The sequence below is a fragment of the Streptosporangiales bacterium genome (assembly GCA_009379955.1).
GTDB lineage: Bacteria > Actinomycetota > Actinomycetes > Streptosporangiales > WHST01 > WHST01.
The window spans coordinates 1-16,532 of sequence record WHST01000074.1; the positions used below are offsets into that span (position 1 = coordinate 1).

Below are 16,532 nucleotides of genomic sequence, written 5' to 3' on the forward strand. Positions count from 1 at the left end.
GTGAGGGTGCCGTTCACAGGTGCGCTGCGAGGGTCATCGGCGGAGCTTCACCTCACCGACATGGACTTCACCTCGTCCCGGCACGAGGTGAAGTCCACGTTGATCACGTGCACGTGATCAAACGGTGCGGGCGGCGAGCCTCTTGACGATTCAGTGCCAGGCGTTGCCATGGCCGCGCCTGCCACTGACAACTCGACCCCGGTGACGCTAGAGTGCACGAGACCAAGCAAGCAGTACGACAGGGGAGCGCTCACAGGAGCGCTGAGAGTGCGGACGCGAACCGCAGACCCTCCGAACCTGATCCGGGTCATACCGGTGTAGGGAGTCGTTTCGGGTATCTCTCCTCGCCTCGTCCGACCGCTCCTCGCGGCCGTGCGGGTGAGGTGACGACACCCGGCCCCTGTCCCTCGACAGAGAGGGGCATCTCGTGGACCACTCCTCGCCGCAGCGGTGGCGCACGGTCGACATCGTCGTCGCCGCCGTCGTCGCCGTCGCCTTCGGCGTCGTCTTCATCAGCTGGAACGCGCTGTGGAGCGTCACCGGACCCGCGTTCGTGGCCTTCCCACCGGCCCAGGCACTCCTGTACGGCATGTGGCTGCTGCCCGGCGTCCTCGGCGGCTACCTCGTCCGCAAGCCGGGCGCCGCCTTGTTCACCGAGCTCGTCGCGGCGTTCGTCTCGACCATCCCCGGCGGCCCGTGGAACGGCGTGCTCATCATCGTGTGGGGCCTGTTCCAGGGCCTGCTGGCCGAGCTGGTGTTCCTCGCCTTCCGCTACCGCGTGTGGCGCTGGCCGGTGGTGGTGCTCGCCGCCGCGGCCGCTGCGCTGTTCCCCGCGGTCGCCGACAACGTCTTCTACTACCCCACCTGGGCCCTCGGCTGGCAGGTCGCGTACGGCGGGCTGGTGATCGTGAGCGCGGTCGTGATCGGCACGCTCGGCGCGGTCGGCCTGGTCCGTGCGCTCGCGCGTACGGGGGTGCTGGCGCCGTTCGCCGCGGGCCGCGAGCAGACGAGCGTCTGATCCGCATGGGTGGTCCCGCCGTACGCCTCACCGGCTTCGGCTGGCGGTACGCCGGCCGCAAGGACTGGTCGGTCCGCGGTCTCGACCTCACCGTCGAGCACGGTGAGCGGGTCCTGCTGCTCGGCTCGTCCGGCGCGGGCAAGAGCACGCTGCTGCTCGCCGTCGCCGGCCTGCTGAGCACCGAGGGCAGCGGCGAGCAGGAGGGCGTCGTCGAGGTCGACGGCGTCGCGTCGGTCGACGCGCGCGACCGCGTCGGCATGGTGTTCCAGGACCCCGACGCGCAGATCGTGATGAGCGAGGTCGGCGACGACCTCGCGTTCGGGCTGGAGAACATCGAGGTCCCGGAGTCGCTGATCTGGCCCCGGGTCGACGAGGCGCTCGCGCTCGTCGGCCTCCCGTACGGCAGGGACCACCGCACCGACCACCTGTCCGGCGGCGAGAAGCAGCGGCTCGCACTCGCCGGTGCGCTGTCGCGCCGACCCGGCATGCTGCTGCTCGACGAGCCCACCGCCAACCTCGACCCCGCGGGTGGGACGCGGCTGCGCGCCGCCGTCAGCGACGCGGGCATCGAGACGCTGCTGCTCGTCGAGCACCGGATCGAGGAGTGGCTGCCGCTCGTCGACCGCGTCGTCGTGCTCGAGCCCGGCGGCGGCGTCGCCCTCGACGGCTCCCCCGGCGACGTCCTCGTCGCCCACCGCGACGCCCTCGTGGCAAGGGGGGTCTGGGTACCGGACTTCGTCCCCTCTCCGCGCCGCTCCGGGCACACCGCGGGCGACCCGCTGCTGACCGCCGAGGAGGTCGGCTTCCGCTACCCGGGCGCGACGGTCGACGCGGTCGAGGACGCCTCCTGCGTCCTGCGCGCGCATGAACTCGTCGCGCTGCTCGGTCCCAACGGTTCGGGGAAGTCGACGATGGCGTTGCTGCTCGGCGGCCTGCTGCCACCGGCGCGCGGTTCTGCCCGCGCGACGGGAGCGGACGGTCGAGAGACCGAGCTGCGCCGGCTGCGTGCCCGCGCACTCGCCCGGGTGGTCGGCTCGGTGTTCCAGCAGCCCGAGCACCAGTTCCTCACCGGCCGGGTACGCGACGAGCTCGCGCTCGGGCCGTCCCGCACCGGCGTCGGCAGGGACGAGATCGACGCCAGGGTCGGCGACCTGCTCGACCGGCTGCGCCTCGCTCCGCTCGCCGGCGCCAACCCGTACACGCTGTCCGGCGGCGAGAAGCGCCGACTCTCGGTCGCCACCGCACTCGCCGCGCGACCGGCGGCACTCGTCCTCGACGAGCCGACGTTCGGCCAAGACCTGCGCACCTGGCGGGAGCTCGTCGACCTGCTGGACGAGATCCGGGCGACCGGCGTCGGCGTCCTCGCCGTCACCCACGACGCGCCGTTCGCGGCGGCCCTCGCCGACCGCACCCTGGTCATGGACCGCGGCCGTACGCACACACCGGCGGCCGCCGAGGTCATACCATGACCGTCCTCTTCGCCCCGATCGCCGACCGCGACGTCGGGCTCGGCAGGTTCAACCCGGTGGCCAAGCTCGGTGCCGCGCTGCTGCCGGTCGTCGTCCTCGTGCTCACCACCGACCCGCTCACGCCCGCCCTCATGCTGCTCGCGACGGCGCTCGCGCTGCCGTTCACCGGGGTACGCATCGGTCCGTTCCTGCGCCGCACCTGGTTCCTGCTGCCCGCGGGCCTCGGCCTCGGCGTCACCAACGTGCTCTTCGCCGACGTCCCCGGCGGGCTGCTACTCGTCGACGCGGGGCCGCTGCAGATCACCACGCAGGCGGTCTGGCTCGCTCTCGGCGTCGTGATCCGGGTCTACGCCGTCGCGCTGCCCGGCGCTCTCGCGTTCGCCACGACCGATGTCACCACGCTCGCGGACGCGCTCGTCCAGCAGCTGCGGCTGCCCTGGCGGTTCACGCTGGGCGCGCTCGCGGCGTTCCGGCTCGTCCCGCTGCTCGCCCACGAATGGCAGCTGATCTGGCTGGCCAGGCGCGCCCGCGGCGTGGAGGCCGGCAGGAACCCGGTCGTGGCGGTACGCCTCCTCACGTCCGCCGTGTTCACCCTGCTGGTGGGCGCGATCAGGCGGGCGGTCCGCATGTCGACCGCCCTGGAGGCTCGCGGGTTCGGCAGCCGGACGGGACGGACGTTCGCCCGCCGTACCCGGATGCACCGGCGCGACTGGCTCCTGCTGCTCGTCGTGGCGGGTGTCGTCGCCGTTGCCGTCGGCACAACGGTCGGAACCGACCTGTGGCAGCCGTCGTTCTCCTGACAGAGAGAGTCGTCGCGCACACGCGCGGTGACGACCACGCTGGGATGTGCCCGTCGTCGCGCACCGATAACCTCGCAGCGTGGATGACCGCTCGGGGGAGCCCGTGATCACGTGGCGATGGATCGCACCGGCACTCACCGGTGTGTTCGTCGTGACCACGTCGGTCTCCGGTGCCCTGGGCAGTACGGCCGAGGGCGGCGTGAAGGTCGGGTGGATCACCGTCCAGGCGATCTCGGCGCTGCTGGCGTTCGCGATCCCCACCGTGGTCCAGGCCAGGGAGCGGCGCCGCTACCGTGAGGCGGAGCAGGCACGCGTCGACGCCCGCGCCGAGATGCGGCTCGCGTTCAACGACGCGCTCGACCCCATCGTCAGGCACCTGGGCAGGCTCGCCGCGGCGAGCCGCAGGGACCGCGAGACGCTGCGCGCCCAGGCGGTGCCGTTCATCCTCAACGCGGCGACCGAGGTCATCGGGCCCGACCGCGCCCGCGCCTGCTGGTTCGTGCTCGACGACAGCCGCCCGCGCCGGCTGCGGCCGGACGAGTGCGTCGGACGCGCCGGGCTCGCGCGCACCGCCTTCGTCCAGGGCACGCTGCGCGGTGACGACACCCTCGCGATGATCGAGAACGACGAGGTCAGGTTCAGTGCCAACGTCGACGAGGACCCGCCGCAGGGCTGGGACCCGAACATCCCGCACGACTACAAGACCTTCGTCTGCGTGCCCGTCATCTCCGGCGACGTGGCGTACGGGATGATCACGCTCGACGCACCCGCCGCCGGCGACCTCACCCGCGACGACGCGGGCCTGCTCCGGCTGCTCGCCGGTCTGCTCGGCAACGCGCTGGCGATCGACGCCTAGGTTGGTCACGCGCGGCTACCAGGCGAGAGCTGCGGCTCACCGTACGCACGACCGGCTTGATCACAGCGCGTGACTTTGGGACCATTCCCCCGAAGAGCCACCGTGCACTGCTTTACCGAGCTGCCCTCAGGGAGGTCGCGTGGCCATCCGCATCACACCCCCGCCGGACGACCGGGTCGCCCGTGCCCTGAAGAACCCCGTCGCCTACTTCGCCGAGGCGAGACGGCGGGCGCGCGCGGAGGTCGCCGAGGACATCGCCAGGGAGGACCGGGCCAGGAACCGGCGCAGGCCCAACGGCTCCCCACGAGACTGATCGTTGCTTTGCCTGCCTAAGGTGGAGACATGCCGTCCACCGACACGCTGACCGACGCCGTCTGGCGCGCGCTCGCCACGGTCAACGACCCCGAGATCCACAAACCGATCACCGACCTCGAGATGGTCAAGTCGGTCGACATCACGCCCGAGGGGCACGTCGACGTCGCGGTGCTGCTCACCGTCGCCGGCTGCCCGATGCGCGAGACGATCACCAAGAACGTCACGAGCGCCGTGGCCGACGTCTCCGGCGTCACCGGCGTACGGGTCGAGCTCGACGTCATGAGCGAGGAACAGCGCAGGGGCCTGCAGGAGAAGCTGCGCGGCGGCGCCCCCGCCCAGGAGATCCCGTTCGCCAAGGCCGGCTCGCTGACCCGCGTCTACGGCGTCGCGAGCGGCAAGGGCGGCGTCGGCAAGTCGTCCGTGACGGTCAACCTCGCGGTCGCCCTGGCCGAGCAGGGACTCTCCGTCGGCGTGGTCGACGCCGACATCTACGGCCACTCGGTGCCGCGCATGCTCGGCGTCGAGGGCGGACCCACCCCCGTCGAGGACATGATCATGCCGCCGTCGGCGTACGGCGTGAAGGTCATCTCGATCGGGATGTTCGCGGGCGGCAAGCCCGTGACATGGCGCGGGCCGATGCTGCACCGGGCGCTGCAGCAGTTCCTCGGCGACGTCTTCTGGGGCGATCTCGACGTCCTGCTCCTCGACCTGCCGCCGGGCACCGGCGACATCGCGATCTCGCTCGGTCAGCTGATCCCCAACTCCGAGATCATCGTGGTGACCACCCCGCAGGAGGCGGCCGCGGAGGTCGCCGAGCGCGCCGGCGTGGTCGCCCAGATGCTGCGGCAGCGGGTCGTCGGCGTCATCGAGAACATGTCCTGGCTGCCCTGCCCGCACTGCGGCGAGCAGATCGACCTCTTCGGCTCGGGCGGCGGCGCGGCCGTCGGCGCGGCCCTCACCCGCGCGCTCGGCCACGACGTCCCGCTGCTCGCCCAGGTGCCGCTCGACATCCGGCTCCGCGAGGGCGGCGACAGCGGCCGTCCGCTGGTGCTCGACCACCCCGAGTCCCCCGCGGCCGAGGCCCTGCGCGATCTGGCGAAGCATCTCGGCGGCCGGTCACGCGGTCTGGTCGGCCGTTCCCTCGGGCTGTCGCCCACCACCCGCTGACGCCGCCCGTCCGCCGACCGCGGCAGCGGTACCAGGTCTAGGTCTAGGTGGCGTCGGGGTCGTACGGCGCGCGCTCGCCGGGCGCCAGGGTCTTGACCTCGGTGACAGCGGTACGGGTGGACGACCCGTTGACCTGGTTGCGGTCGAGGCCGAGCGGATCGTCGTCCTCGAGCAGGGCCTTGCGGATGAACGTCTTGGGGTGCAGCGAGCTGATGTCGAGGTTGCGGAACTCGGCCGGCATCTCGTCCTCGAGCTCCGTCTTGGCCTTCTGCGCCCAGTTGCGGACCATGCGGATGCCCTTGGCGAGGTCGCTGGCGAGCTTCGGGAGCTTGTCCGGGCCGAAGACGATGACCGCGACGACGAGGATCACCAGGATCTCGCCCCAGCCCACGTCGCCGAACACCGCACCACCCTCCTCCGCGTCGAAACCCAGCCTACGGCCTGCGCGGGGACGTTGCGCAGGCGCTGACGCCGAGACGATCAGGCCTCGTCGTCCTCCTCGCCGAGCGTGACCTTGGTCGTGGCCTTGGTGCCGCTCCGGTCGTACTCGACCGTGACCACCTCGTTGGGTGCGTGTGCCCGGATCACGGCGATCATGTCGACGGCGGTGTGGATCGGCAGGCCGTTGAACTTGGTGATGACATCGCCGGGCTGCAGTCCGGCCTTGTCGGCCGGTCCGCCCTCCTGCACCGGCTCCTGGCCGTCGACCGCCTGCTCGATGATCTTCGCGCCGTTGCCCTCGTAGCGGTTGTCGGTGGTGGTGCCCATCACGGCATGGGTCGACTTGCCGCTGTCGACGAGCTGCTTGGCCGTGCGGCGCGCGGTCTTCTCGGGGATCGCGAAGCCCAGGCCGATGCTGCCGCTCGGGCCCTCGGTGCTCTTGCGCACGCTCGCGCCGGCGTAGTTGACGCCGATCAGGCGACCGCGCTCGTCGAACAGCGGCCCGCCGGAGTTGCCCGGGTTGATCGCGGCATCGGTCTGGATCGCGGCGACGTACGAGTTGCTGCGCTCGGTGATGTGCACCGGGCGGTTGAGCGCACTGACGATGCCGGTCGTCGTGGTCTGCTCCAGGCCGAGCGGCGAGCCGATCGCGATGACGGAGTCACCGACGACGACCTTCGCGGAGTTGCCGTAGGTGACCGGCTTCAGGCCGGTCTTCTCGACCTTGACGACGGCGATGTCGGCGGACGAGCTCTTTCCCCTGACGGTGGCGTCGACCACCTCGCCGTTGTGGAACTGCACCTTCACCTCGGCGCCGGACTCGGTCGCGCCGTCGACGACGTGCGCGTTGGTCATGATGTAGCCGTCGTCGGACATCACGAACCCCGAACCGAGCGAACGGCCCGCGGCCGCGGTGACGGTGATCTTGACCGCACTCGGCATGACCCGCTTGGCGATCTCGGCGACGGAGCCCTTCGCCGGCTCGCTCGTGGTCGGGGTCGGCTCGGCCCCGCGGGTCGCGAGGACGCCACCCGTCGCTCCCCCGGCAGCGCCGCAGATCAGTGCGGTGAGCAGGACGACGACGAAGAAGACCGCGACGGGCACCCGCCGCTTCTGGCGCTGTACGGGCGCGAACGGGTCGACCGGCATCGGCGCGGGACCGCCGGGTCCGTACGGCCCTGGCGGCATGCCACCGCCCGGCGGCTGCCACCCCCGGCCGGGCTGCTGCCCGGGACCTGGCTGGCCGAACGCCGACGGCCGCGGCGGCTGCTGACCCGGATGCCCCGGTGACCCGGGCGGCTGCCCCTGGTAGCCGTACGCCTGGCCGGGCTGACCCGGTCGGCCGTACTGCCCCGGCTGCTGGCCCGGTTGCTGGCCCGGCCGGTAGCCGCCGGGCGACGACCCGTACGGCGACGGCTGCTGGCCGGGGGTGCCCTGCGGGCGCGGCGGGTTCAGCCCGGGCGCGCTGTGCGGCTGGCCCTGCGGTGGCGGAGGAGGCGCGGCCTGCTGCCCCGGCGGCGGTGGGGACGGCCAGGGCTGTCCCTGCGGGGAGTGTGCCCGCGGACCGAACGACCCGGTGTCGCCGGACGCGCCCGCGGAGTCGCGCCAGCTCGGCACGGGAGGCTGACCGCCGTCGGGTGGCGTCGGCTGGCGGGGCGGTGACGCGGCGGGCCGGTCGAACGCGCGCGTACCGCCATCACCGTCGCCGGCACGGTCGGCGAAGGGGTCACGGATGCCCTCTGCCGAGGGCCAATGGTCCCCGGAAGGCACCTCGTCGGAGTCCGCCATCGTCGTGTCCCCTCAGCGTGTGCGCCGGCGTCCATCGACGCGCATCCTAGAACGGATTGCACCACGACACGATCCGGCCGAACCCACGGGCCATCCGGGTCCAGAACCCCGGGCGTGCCTGCTCCCGAGGCAGCGCCCGCACGGCGTCGTCCACCGCGGTGTCCGGCGCGTCGGCCACCACCGTGAAGACGGTCTCCGGACCGGCCCACATGAGTTGTCGCGGAACGGTGTCGCGTACGTATACCGTACGACCTCCCACCCGCGCGTGGTGCCAGCCGTCGAGGTGACTTTCGTCCAGGTGGCCGCGCTGCTCGAACACCGAGACCGCCGAGATGCCGTCGGAGTACGACAGGTGCAGCGCCTCGGATCCGCCGTACTCGGTGCGTCGCACGTCGTACAGGGTGAGCAGGTCGCCGAGATCGCGGGGCACGGTCCATCCCCCGGCGTGCAGCCGGCCCACGTCGGGCACCGGGACCCGGCGGCCCAGGTCGACCGGCGGCGCGGCCGCGGGAGCGCTCGCACCGGACGTCGCGCCGATCGCGACCCGGGTGAACACGCTGCGCCGCGCAAGGCTCCCGTCGTCACCGAACGCCTCGCGCCGCAGCATCAGCCCGGTGGCGCGGTCGAGCCAGTAGCGCGCCATCAGCCGGTCGGCGCCGAGCCGCGCGTCGACGACGTCGGCCACGCGCCCGGCGACCGTGGCCGCGCCGGAGCGGGCGATCCGGAAGTTGGCGGTCAGCAGGCCGAGCTGCGGACCGGTCGTGCGGCCCTGCGCCGCCACGGCCGCGGAGACGGTGCGTCTGCCGCGGGTGTCGGTGACGAAGGTGCCACGTCCCGGCACGTTGCGGACACGCACCGTGGCCGCGGTCAGCTCGCCACCGGACCACATACGCAGCTCCTGCACGCCCTGGTACGCGGTCCTGCCCGCGACGGTCATCGCCCTGGTGAGCAGGTCGACGGCCCGCCGCTCGTCGTCGCCGGCACCGGGTGTGGGCGCGGCGTGACCGGGGGTGGCGGTCACGAGCAGCAGCACGACGACGAGGGGGACGGCGAGGAGGTACGGGTACGGCGGTGCCGCTCGCGGAAGGCGGTCGCTTGTCACGGACATGGCGGCGCGGTCAGGGACGGACCGGAACCTTCGAGACCGCCACGGCACCGGTCACGGGGTCGGTCAGCGGAACCGTGCCGGTCACCGCCGCGTGCTCGACGGTGTAGCTGTCGATGGGCGGGGAGAGCGCGGGCCCGGCCGGCTGGCCGCCCACGACGAACGCCATCGCCGCGGTGGCGGCCCCGAGCGAGAGCGACCCGGCGAAGACGAACCGCTTCCGGCTGCGTTGCGGAGCGGCGCGGTACGGCGTGCGGGTCACGGGGGGCCGGGAGGACGCCGCCGCGGGCCAGCCGAACGGACTCGGCGCGAGCGGGGAGCGTCGATCCGGCGGTGGCGGCCAGACGTCCTGCGGCTCGGCGACGGCGAGGAGCCGGGCCTCGAGCGACGGCGGCGGGCTCCGGTCGTACCCGAGCAGCGAGAGCGCACGCCTGACACCGCGCTCGAGTTCGGCCTCGGCACGGCACTCGGCGCAGTCCACCAGGTGACAGAGGACCTGTTCCCTGCTCGCGGGATCGAGCTTCTGGTCGACGAGTGCGGTGATCCGGTCCCCCAGATGGCTCACCCGTGCTCACCCCCAGCGGCCACGGCCGCCACGGTCTCGTCGGCCGCGCCGCTCCTCGCGCCCGGAGCGAGGTGTCCGAGGCGGCGGCGCAGGTGCGACCGGCCGCGGTGGATGCGGCTGCGGACGGTGCCGAGCTTGATGCCCAGGGTGTCGGCGATCTCCTCGTAGCTCAGGCCCTCGATGTCGCAGAGGACGACCGCGACCCGGAACTCCGGCGCGAGGTCGTCGAGCGCGGCCTGTACCTCGTGGTCGAACTGCGACGCGTCGTAGACGTCGGCGGGCGTCTGCTCGCGGCCGGCGAGGCGGTCGCCGGCGTCGTCGGGGAGGGACTCGAACCTGATCCGCTGCTTGCGCCGCGCGGTGTCGAGGAAGAGGTTGGTGGTGATGCGGTGCAGCCAGCCGGCGAACGACCCCGGCTGGTAGTTGTGCAGGGAACGGAAGACGCGGACGAAGACCTCCTGGGTGAGGTCCTCGGCATCGTGCTGGTTGCCGGTGAGACGGTAGGCGAGGCGGTAGACCCGGGCGGAGTGCTCGCGGACGATCTCGTCCCAGCTGGGCACGGCCCATTCGCCGCTCGTGTCCTGCTGACGGCGTGCTCGCGTTCGGGAACGGCCCATTCTCAGCCCTCCTCCCCCGAGCGGGATAGCTGTCACCACCATGGTGCCGTCCCCTCTTCCCATCCGGAGAGCCGATACGCCTTTTCCCAGCCATCTCACAGGTTGGCCGGTCCGTTCACTCCTGACAACGGATCCCGCCCGATCGCCGTTCCCCGACCCGCCACGCCGCATCGGTAGCCGACCGGGAGGTGCTCCCTGGGCTAGGCTGCCTGCGCGATGCCAGGTCGCGCGTCGGAGGTCGGACATGGGTGGCGATGCCAGCTGGGACTACGCCGAGGCGTACCTGCCCGAGGATGACGTGCTCGTGGCCGCGCGCCAGCGCGCCGAGGAGGTCCTCGCGGCGGTACCCATCGGGCCGGGCGGTGGCACCCTCCTGCGGTTCCTCGCAGCGACGATCGGCGCACGCAGCGTCGTCGAGGTGGGGAGCGGCTGCGGCGTCTCGGGCATCTACCTGCTCCGCGGTATGCGCCCCGACGGCATCCTCACGACGGTCGACGTCGAGGTAGAGCACCAGCGGCTCGCGAAGCAGGCCTACGCCGAGGCGGGTTTCACCGGCAGCCGCGTGCGCACCATCATCGGCCGGGCACTCGAGGTGCTGCCGCGGCTCACCGACGACGCGTACGACCTGGTGTTCGTCGACGCCGACAAGCAGGAGTACCACGCCTACCTCGACCAGGCCCTGCGGCTGCTGCGTCCGGGCGGCGTCGTGGCGTTCGACAACGCGCTGTGGCACGACCAGGTGGCCGACCCGTCGAAGCGCGACGCCGACACCGTGGCCATCAGGCAGCTGCTCGTCGCGGTACGCGACGACGAGCGGCTGGTCCCCGTGCTGGTCAAGGCCGGCGACGGCCTGCTGGCGGCCGTCCGCAGGAGCTGAGCTGCGTCGAGGCCCCGGCGGCGTCGTGCTCGTGACACCACCGGGGCCTCGTGACGTGCAGAGCGAGGTGCCCCCGTCAGCCAGTGCTGTCTGCCTTCGGCGGTCTTGCGACAGTGACCGACGCCAACTCATCCCCGAGAGCCTTGGCTTCGTCAGGAGACATCTCGACGACTAGCCTGCCGCCACCTTCGAGCGGAACACGCATCACGATGCCGCGCCCCTCCTTGGTGACCTCTAGCGGCCCGTCTCCGGTCCGCGGCTTCATCGCCGCCATGTGACTTCCCTTCCTGCCTGCAGACGCGGGGTCGCCTCGCTGCGGCCGATGCGTCCGGATGTGACGGCCCGATTATCTCGAATCGCAGGCCCGGGGGCCAATCCAGCGCGCGGGCCGACCACGGATCGACCAGCGAGAACGCCCCCTGCCGCCCCGACCAGTCCCGGGAGGCGCGGCGCGGCAGCCCGCGGCCGCGACACGTGAGGGGCACCCCGACCGTGTCGGGGCACGGTGAGGGTGCCCCTCGCGAGGTGGTCCCCGGCCGCTAGGGTCACCCCAACGAGCGGCTGGAGGCACTGTCATGACGGACACGTCGAACCCTCCGGTGCGTTACGACGTCGCCGACGGCGTCGCGACGATCACCCTGGCGCGACCCGACGCGATGAACGCGCTCGACATCCCGACCAAGGAGGCGCTGCGCGTCGCGGTGCAGCAGGCGGCCGGCGACCCGGTCGTGCGCTGCCTGCTGCTCACCGGCGAGGGGCGCGCGTTCAGCGTCGGCCAGGACCTGAACGAGCACGCGGGCCTGCTCGAGCAGGGCAACCCGGTCCTCGACACCGTGCCGCGGCACTACAACCCGATCACGCACGCGCTGCTGACCATGGCGAAGCCGGTCGTCGCGGCGGTGAACGGGGTGGCCGCAGGAGCGGGGGCGGGCTTCGCGTTCGCCGCCGACTTCCGGGTGGTCGGCGAGTCGGCCGGCTTCAACCTCGCCTTCGCCGGCGTGGGTCTCGGCCCCGACTCGGGGACGTCGTGGACGCTGCCCCGCATGGTCGGCAGCGCCAAGGCGATCGAGCTGCTGATGCGCCCTGGCACCATCGACTCCGCCACCGCGCTCGACCTCGGACTCGCCACGAAGGTCGTCCCCGACGACCAGGTCCTCGCCGAGGCCGGCGCGCTCGCGGCCGAGCTGGCACACGGACCGACGATGGCGTACGCGGCCATCCGCCAGGCCGTCGGCTACTCCGCCTCGCACGAGATCGCCGACTCCCTCGAGCGCGAGGCCGAGCTCCAGGCCCAGTGCGGCGCGACCGAGGACCACCGGGGCGCGGTGACGGCGTTCATCGAGAAGCGCAAGCCCGAGTTTCACGGCGGTTAGGGCGCTGCGTCCGGCGTGACGGTGACTCCGGCGACCACTTCTTCGGACGTGAACGGACTCCGCGGACACCCGAGTTGCCGCGCTTGGTGCGGCATGCTTACCCTCCCCTGGACGGGAGGCGATCGTGGAAGCTCGCCCTACGCTCATCACGTCGGTGCAGCGCGCACTGCACCTGCTCGACGCCGTCGGTGAGTACAACCGCCCGGTGCAGGCGAAGACGCTCGCCCGCCGCACCGGACAGCCGCTCCCGACGACCTACCACCTGCTCCGCACCCTCGTGCACGAGGGCTACCTGCGCCGGGTCGACGGCGCCGGGTACGTGCTCGGTGACCGGGTGGCCGCCCTGTCCGGCACCGGCGCGGCCACGCGCACGGCACGCTTTCGCACCATCCTGCAGAACCTGCACGACGAGCTCAACGCCGCGGCGTACCTCTCGATCCTCGACGACGGGGAGATCAGGCTCGTCGACGTCGTCGACAGCAAGAAGGCGCCACGGGTCGACCTGTGGGTGGGGTTCCACGACGCGGCCCATGCCACCGCGCTCGGCAAGGCGGTGCTCTCCACGCTCGAGGAGCGGGAGCGTCTCGACTACCTCGGCACGCACGACCTGCCCGACCTCACCCCGCGCACCGTGACGAGCCGCAAGCTGCTGCTGCGCGAGCTCGACCAGCCGCGGGCCTACGCGGTCGACCGCGAGGAGTACGCCCTCGGCACCGGCTGCGTCGCGGCCTCCGTCCCGTCGACGGCGATCACCGCCGCCATCGCCGTGTCGGTGCCCACCAACCAGGTGCAGCGCATCGTCGAGCAGGGTGCCGTGCTCAGGCGCGCGGCTCGGCTGGTCGCCCTCGCCGCCGCCGACTGACCGGCCGACCGGACTCACGGCAGCAGCAGCCCCCAGTACAGCGCCCACGCGGCGAACACCGTCGTGGCTCCGAGCACGACGGCGGTGCGCAGCCGGTCGCCCGGCGCCGGCCGGTGCCGCACGGCGGTCACGATGCCCGCCGCCACGGTGACGACCGCGAGCGCCTGCAGCGCGAGCCAGAGAAGGGGGCGTCCGCCGAGCAGCGGGCCGGCATGGATCGCGCCGTTGGTGGTCAGGGTGCCGCCACTCGTGAAGAGGAGCGACCCCAGGTACAGCGGCCAGCCGATCACGGCCGCCAGGCCGGTGCCGGCGAGCAGCCGCGCCGACCACGGTGCCCGCGGACCGCGCCGGCCACGTATCCGGCGCAGCGGCGCCGCAAGCCCGAACCCGGCGAACGCGAGGATCAGCGTCACGAAGGCACCGACCTGGACCGGCGCGGACTCGTACCACCGCAGCGCGGGGACGGGGACGGTCGTGCGCGACTGCATGCCGGTGCCCGCCACCGACGGCGCCGGCGCGCGCCCAGTCACCGCCTGGGACGCCCAGGCCGTGACGAGGTCGACGTAGCCGGGGGCGAACTCGGCGCCGCGGTCCCAGCCGTCGGTCGAGACCCGGACGGTGTGCTCGGCACCGGCGACGGTGCGCAGCGTGTACCGGCGGTTGCCGGCCGCGTCGAGTGCCGTGCGGTAGGCGGCGACGCTCTCGACCGGCGGTGTCTGGACGTCGCGATCCCCCCACACCCCGAGCACCGGCAGCGTGAGCACTCGCGGCGCGGCGCCCGCGTCGTGGTACGCCTCGGGAAACAGCCCGAGCCCGTTGATCAGGCGGTAGGCCGTGTACGCGTAGGCGTCCACGAGCGAGCCTCGCACGCCCGCGTGCTCGATCTTGATCCTTTCCGCCCAGCTCTGCTGCGGCAGCGGTGCGCCGCCGTTCGCCCCCACGACCACGAGGAAGGCCGTGCGCGGGTCGCGCGCAGCGGCGAGCGGCGCGACCCAACCGCCCTCGCTCAGCCCCCAGAGACCGACGTTTCCTGCGTCGACGCCAGGCTGCCTGCGCATCACGGCCGCGGCGGCGACGGCGTCGTCGGCCAGCAGGGAGTAGGAGCGTCTCGTGAACGAGTAGCCGACGGTGCGCTTGTCGTAGACGAGGGTCGCCACCCCGGCCTCGGTGAACGCCTCGGCCTCGTCGCGCAGATCGTCGCGGTGTCCCGGCCCGGCGCCGTCGACCAGCACCATCGCCGGGCGACCGGGCAGCGGGCGCGCCGGCAGGCGCAGGGTGGCCGGCAGCACCTGGCCGTCACCGGTGTCGACGCTCAGCCGGCGTTCGGGCGGGCCCGAGTCGGAGGCGACGGCGTGGCCGCCACCGGGGGCGACGACCGCGCCGGCGGCGACGAGCACCACGACGGCGGAACGGAGACCGGACATGACGGTACCTCCTGCAGAGTAGTATGCACAATTCTTTGCATACTACTCTGCTAACCTTCGCGGCATGGCGGATCAGGGAGACCCACGAACGGTCACCGACGCGGACCCCCGAGAGCTCACCGACGCGGCGGCCTTGCGGGCACTGCGCCACCCGCTGCGGCAGCGCATGCTGCGGCTGCTCGACCGCAACGGACCGGCCACGGCCACCACGCTGGCGCGCGACCTGGGCGAGAACTCCGGTGCCACCAGCTACCACCTGCGCCGGCTCGCCGAGCACGGGTTCGTCGAGGACGACGCGGAGCGCGGTCACGGCCGGGAGCGGTGGTGGCGGGTCGGCCGGCCGGACATCCGGTTCCCGCCGCGCAGCCGGATGAGCCGGGACCTGCGCCAGGAGCTCGGCCGGTTCGAACAGGACAACGCGGCGGCGGACACCGAGGCGCTGGCCAGGTTCGAGCGTGCCCGCGACAGTCTCGGCGAGTGGGGCGACGTCCTGCTCTTCGCGCGCGGTGAGCTGCAGCTCGACCTCGCCGGCGCGCGGAGGTTCTGGGACGAGTACATGGAGCTCTTCAACCGCTATGCCGCCGCCGAGCGTCCCGCGGACGGCCGCACGGTGCTCGTGCGTTTCATGGCGTTCCCCGACGTGGACTGACCGCCGAGAGAGCGCGCGCAGGTGCGCTCTATCACCATCTGAACATCGTGTCGTTGCCAGCGTTCGGGGCCCGGCACAGAATCGCCGCAAGGGGGCGACCGGGCTCGACCCGCTCGATCCGAGCTTCCACCCAAAATGAGCGACACGGCACGGTCGCCCCTCGGCACAGTCCCCAGTCGCACGTTGGAGGCGGCCATGACAGCGACGACGACGTCGCCGACCCTGGAGCAGAGTGTCCGGGTCGAGCTGTACCGCACGATGGTCCTGTCCCGGGCATTCGAGGATGCGATCCTGCGGGAGTACCACGCGGACAAGGGCCCCGGCTTCGACATCGGCAAGGGCGCGGTGCCGGGCGAGATGCACCTGTCGTCGGGGCAGGAACCCGCGGCCGCAGGCGTGTGCGCCCATCTCACCACGGACGACGCCGTCACCGCGACGCACCGTCCGCACCACTTCGCCATCGCGCACGGCATGGACCTGCGCAAGATGGCCGCGGAGATCTTCGGCCGCGAGACCGGGTTCGGTCGCGGCAGGGGCGGGCACATGCACCTGTTCGACCCCGACACCCACTTCTCCTGCTCCGGCATCATCGCCGAGGGCTACCCGCCCGCGCTCGGCCAGGCGTTCGCGTTCCGCCGGCAGGGCACCGACCGCGTCGCCGTCGCGGTGACCGGCGAGGGCGCGGCCAACCAGGGCGCGTTCCACGAGTCGCTGAACCTCGCCGCCCTGTGGCAGCTCCCGGTGGTCTTCGTGGTCGAGGACAACGACTGGGGCATCAGCGTGCCGCGCTCCGCGTCCACCGCGATCCCGTCCAACGCCGAACGCGGCGCGGCGTACGGCATGCCGGGCGAACGGGTCGAGGACAACGCGGTCGAGGCCGTGTACGCGGCCGCCGGCCGCGCGGTCGAGCGCGCCAGGTCGGGTGGCGGGCCCTCGCTCATCGAGGTGCACACCGTCCGGCTCCTCGGTCACTTCGAGGGCGACGCCCAGGGGTACCGGCCCGAGCTCGAGGACGTGCCCGGCCGCGACCCGATCCCCACGTACGAGCGCACCCTGCGCGCCGACGGCGCCCTCGACGACGACGCCGTCGAGGGCATCGCCACCGAGGCGACCGAGCGTGTCGAGGACGCGATCAGCTTCGCCAAGAAGAGCGCCGTACCCGACCCGTCCACCGCACTCGCATACGTCTTCGCCTGAGAGGACGGC

General features: G+C 72.7%; 17 protein-coding genes and 1 riboswitch. Of the genes, 10 read left to right on the forward strand and 7 right to left on the reverse strand.

The genetic code is table 11. The features are described from left to right. Window positions 1-230: 230 nt before the first annotated feature. Window positions 231-341: riboswitch (TPP riboswitch) on the forward strand. 59 nt (window positions 342-400) lie between these two features. The 5 genes from GEV10_20455 to GEV10_20475 all read left to right on the forward strand — a co-directional run bounded on the left by GEV10_20455 (window position 401) and on the right by GEV10_20475 (window position 5,625). Then, window positions 401-1,018 (forward strand): hypothetical protein, encoded by a 618-nt coding sequence (locus GEV10_20455; protein MQA80820.1) that lies wholly within the window; start codon window positions 401-403, stop codon window positions 1,016-1,018. A gap of 5 nt (window positions 1,019-1,023) precedes the next feature. After that, the gene (locus GEV10_20460; protein ID MQA80821.1) at window positions 1,024-2,487 is read left to right on the forward strand and encodes an ATP-binding cassette domain-containing protein; all 1,464 of its coding nucleotides are present in this window, start codon (window positions 1,024-1,026) and stop codon (window positions 2,485-2,487) included. Beyond that, complete coding sequence (locus GEV10_20465) at window positions 2,484-3,287, forward strand: energy-coupling factor transporter transmembrane protein EcfT (GenBank protein MQA80822.1); 804 nt, start codon at window positions 2,484-2,486, stop codon at window positions 3,285-3,287. Before GEV10_20460 ends, GEV10_20465 begins: the two co-directional genes overlap by 4 nt. A 79-nt stretch (window positions 3,288-3,366) precedes the next feature. Beyond that, window positions 3,367-4,143: a GAF domain-containing protein gene (locus tag GEV10_20470; GenBank protein MQA80823.1), complete on the forward strand. Its 777-nt coding sequence runs from the start codon at window positions 3,367-3,369 to the stop codon at window positions 4,141-4,143. A gap of 342 nt (window positions 4,144-4,485) precedes the next feature. Next, window positions 4,486-5,625, forward strand: a complete 1,140-nt coding sequence (locus GEV10_20475; GenBank protein ID MQA80824.1) for a P-loop NTPase — start codon at window positions 4,486-4,488, stop codon at window positions 5,623-5,625. A 43-nt stretch (window positions 5,626-5,668) separates the two neighbouring features. Here GEV10_20475 and GEV10_20480 read toward each other — a convergent pair whose 3' ends face one another. The 5 genes from GEV10_20480 to sigE form a co-directional block, all read right to left on the reverse strand. Continuing rightward, window positions 5,669-6,028, reverse strand: coding sequence for a hypothetical protein (locus GEV10_20480; protein ID MQA80825.1), 360 nt, complete (start codon window positions 6,026-6,028; stop codon window positions 5,669-5,671). A gap of 77 nt (window positions 6,029-6,105) precedes the next feature. Then, entirely contained in the window at window positions 6,106-7,254 is a 1,149-nt protein-coding gene (locus GEV10_20485) for a PDZ domain-containing protein (protein MQA80826.1), read from the reverse strand. A 646-nt stretch (window positions 7,255-7,900) separates the two neighbouring features. After that, window positions 7,901-8,962 carry a hypothetical protein gene (locus tag GEV10_20490; GenBank protein MQA80827.1) on the reverse strand — a complete coding sequence of 354 codons (1,062 nt, stop codon included), beginning with the start codon at window positions 8,960-8,962 and terminating at the stop codon, window positions 7,901-7,903. 10 nt (window positions 8,963-8,972) lie between these two features. Beyond that, window positions 8,973-9,524 (reverse strand): hypothetical protein, encoded by a 552-nt coding sequence (locus GEV10_20495; protein ID MQA80828.1) that lies wholly within the window; start codon window positions 9,522-9,524, stop codon window positions 8,973-8,975. Next, window positions 9,521-10,141 carry an RNA polymerase sigma factor SigE gene (sigE, locus tag GEV10_20500; GenBank protein ID MQA80829.1) on the reverse strand — a complete coding sequence of 207 codons (621 nt, stop codon included), beginning with the start codon at window positions 10,139-10,141 and terminating at the stop codon, window positions 9,521-9,523. Before sigE ends, GEV10_20495 begins: the two co-directional genes overlap by 4 nt. A 244-nt stretch (window positions 10,142-10,385) precedes the next feature. On the opposite strand from sigE, the gene GEV10_20505 reads away from it, so the two are divergent. Continuing rightward, window positions 10,386-11,018 (forward strand): methyltransferase domain-containing protein, encoded by a 633-nt coding sequence (locus GEV10_20505; protein ID MQA80830.1) that lies wholly within the window; start codon window positions 10,386-10,388, stop codon window positions 11,016-11,018. A gap of 76 nt (window positions 11,019-11,094) precedes the next feature. Here GEV10_20505 and GEV10_20510 read toward each other — a convergent pair whose 3' ends face one another. Continuing rightward, window positions 11,095-11,292, reverse strand: a complete 198-nt coding sequence (locus GEV10_20510; protein ID MQA80831.1) for a DUF3117 domain-containing protein — start codon at window positions 11,290-11,292, stop codon at window positions 11,095-11,097. 301 nt (window positions 11,293-11,593) lie between these two features. Here GEV10_20510 and GEV10_20515 point away from each other — a divergent pair, with 301 nt between their 5' ends. Both GEV10_20515 and GEV10_20520 read left to right on the forward strand, forming a co-directional pair. Next, the gene (locus GEV10_20515) at window positions 11,594-12,391 is read left to right on the forward strand and encodes an enoyl-CoA hydratase (protein MQA80832.1); all 798 of its coding nucleotides are present in this window, start codon (window positions 11,594-11,596) and stop codon (window positions 12,389-12,391) included. A gap of 124 nt (window positions 12,392-12,515) precedes the next feature. After that, on the forward strand, window positions 12,516-13,253 hold the full coding sequence (locus tag GEV10_20520) for a helix-turn-helix domain-containing protein (protein MQA80833.1): 738 nt from the start codon (window positions 12,516-12,518) through the stop codon (window positions 13,251-13,253). 14 nt (window positions 13,254-13,267) lie between these two features. Here the strand turns inward: GEV10_20520 and GEV10_20525 are convergent, their stop codons facing one another. Next, window positions 13,268-14,677, reverse strand: a complete 1,410-nt coding sequence (locus tag GEV10_20525) for a prolyl oligopeptidase family serine peptidase (protein ID MQA80834.1) — start codon at window positions 14,675-14,677, stop codon at window positions 13,268-13,270. A 64-nt stretch (window positions 14,678-14,741) separates the two neighbouring features. On the opposite strand from GEV10_20525, the gene GEV10_20530 reads away from it, so the two are divergent. Both GEV10_20530 and GEV10_20535 read left to right on the forward strand, forming a co-directional pair. Further along, the gene (locus GEV10_20530; protein ID MQA80835.1) at window positions 14,742-15,326 is read left to right on the forward strand and encodes a helix-turn-helix domain-containing protein; all 585 of its coding nucleotides are present in this window, start codon (window positions 14,742-14,744) and stop codon (window positions 15,324-15,326) included. A 222-nt stretch (window positions 15,327-15,548) separates the two neighbouring features. Continuing rightward, a complete protein-coding gene (locus tag GEV10_20535; protein MQA80836.1) occupies window positions 15,549-16,523 on the forward strand; it encodes a pyruvate dehydrogenase (acetyl-transferring) E1 component subunit alpha in 975 nt (324 codons plus the stop codon). Window positions 16,524-16,532: the final 9 nt, after the last annotated feature.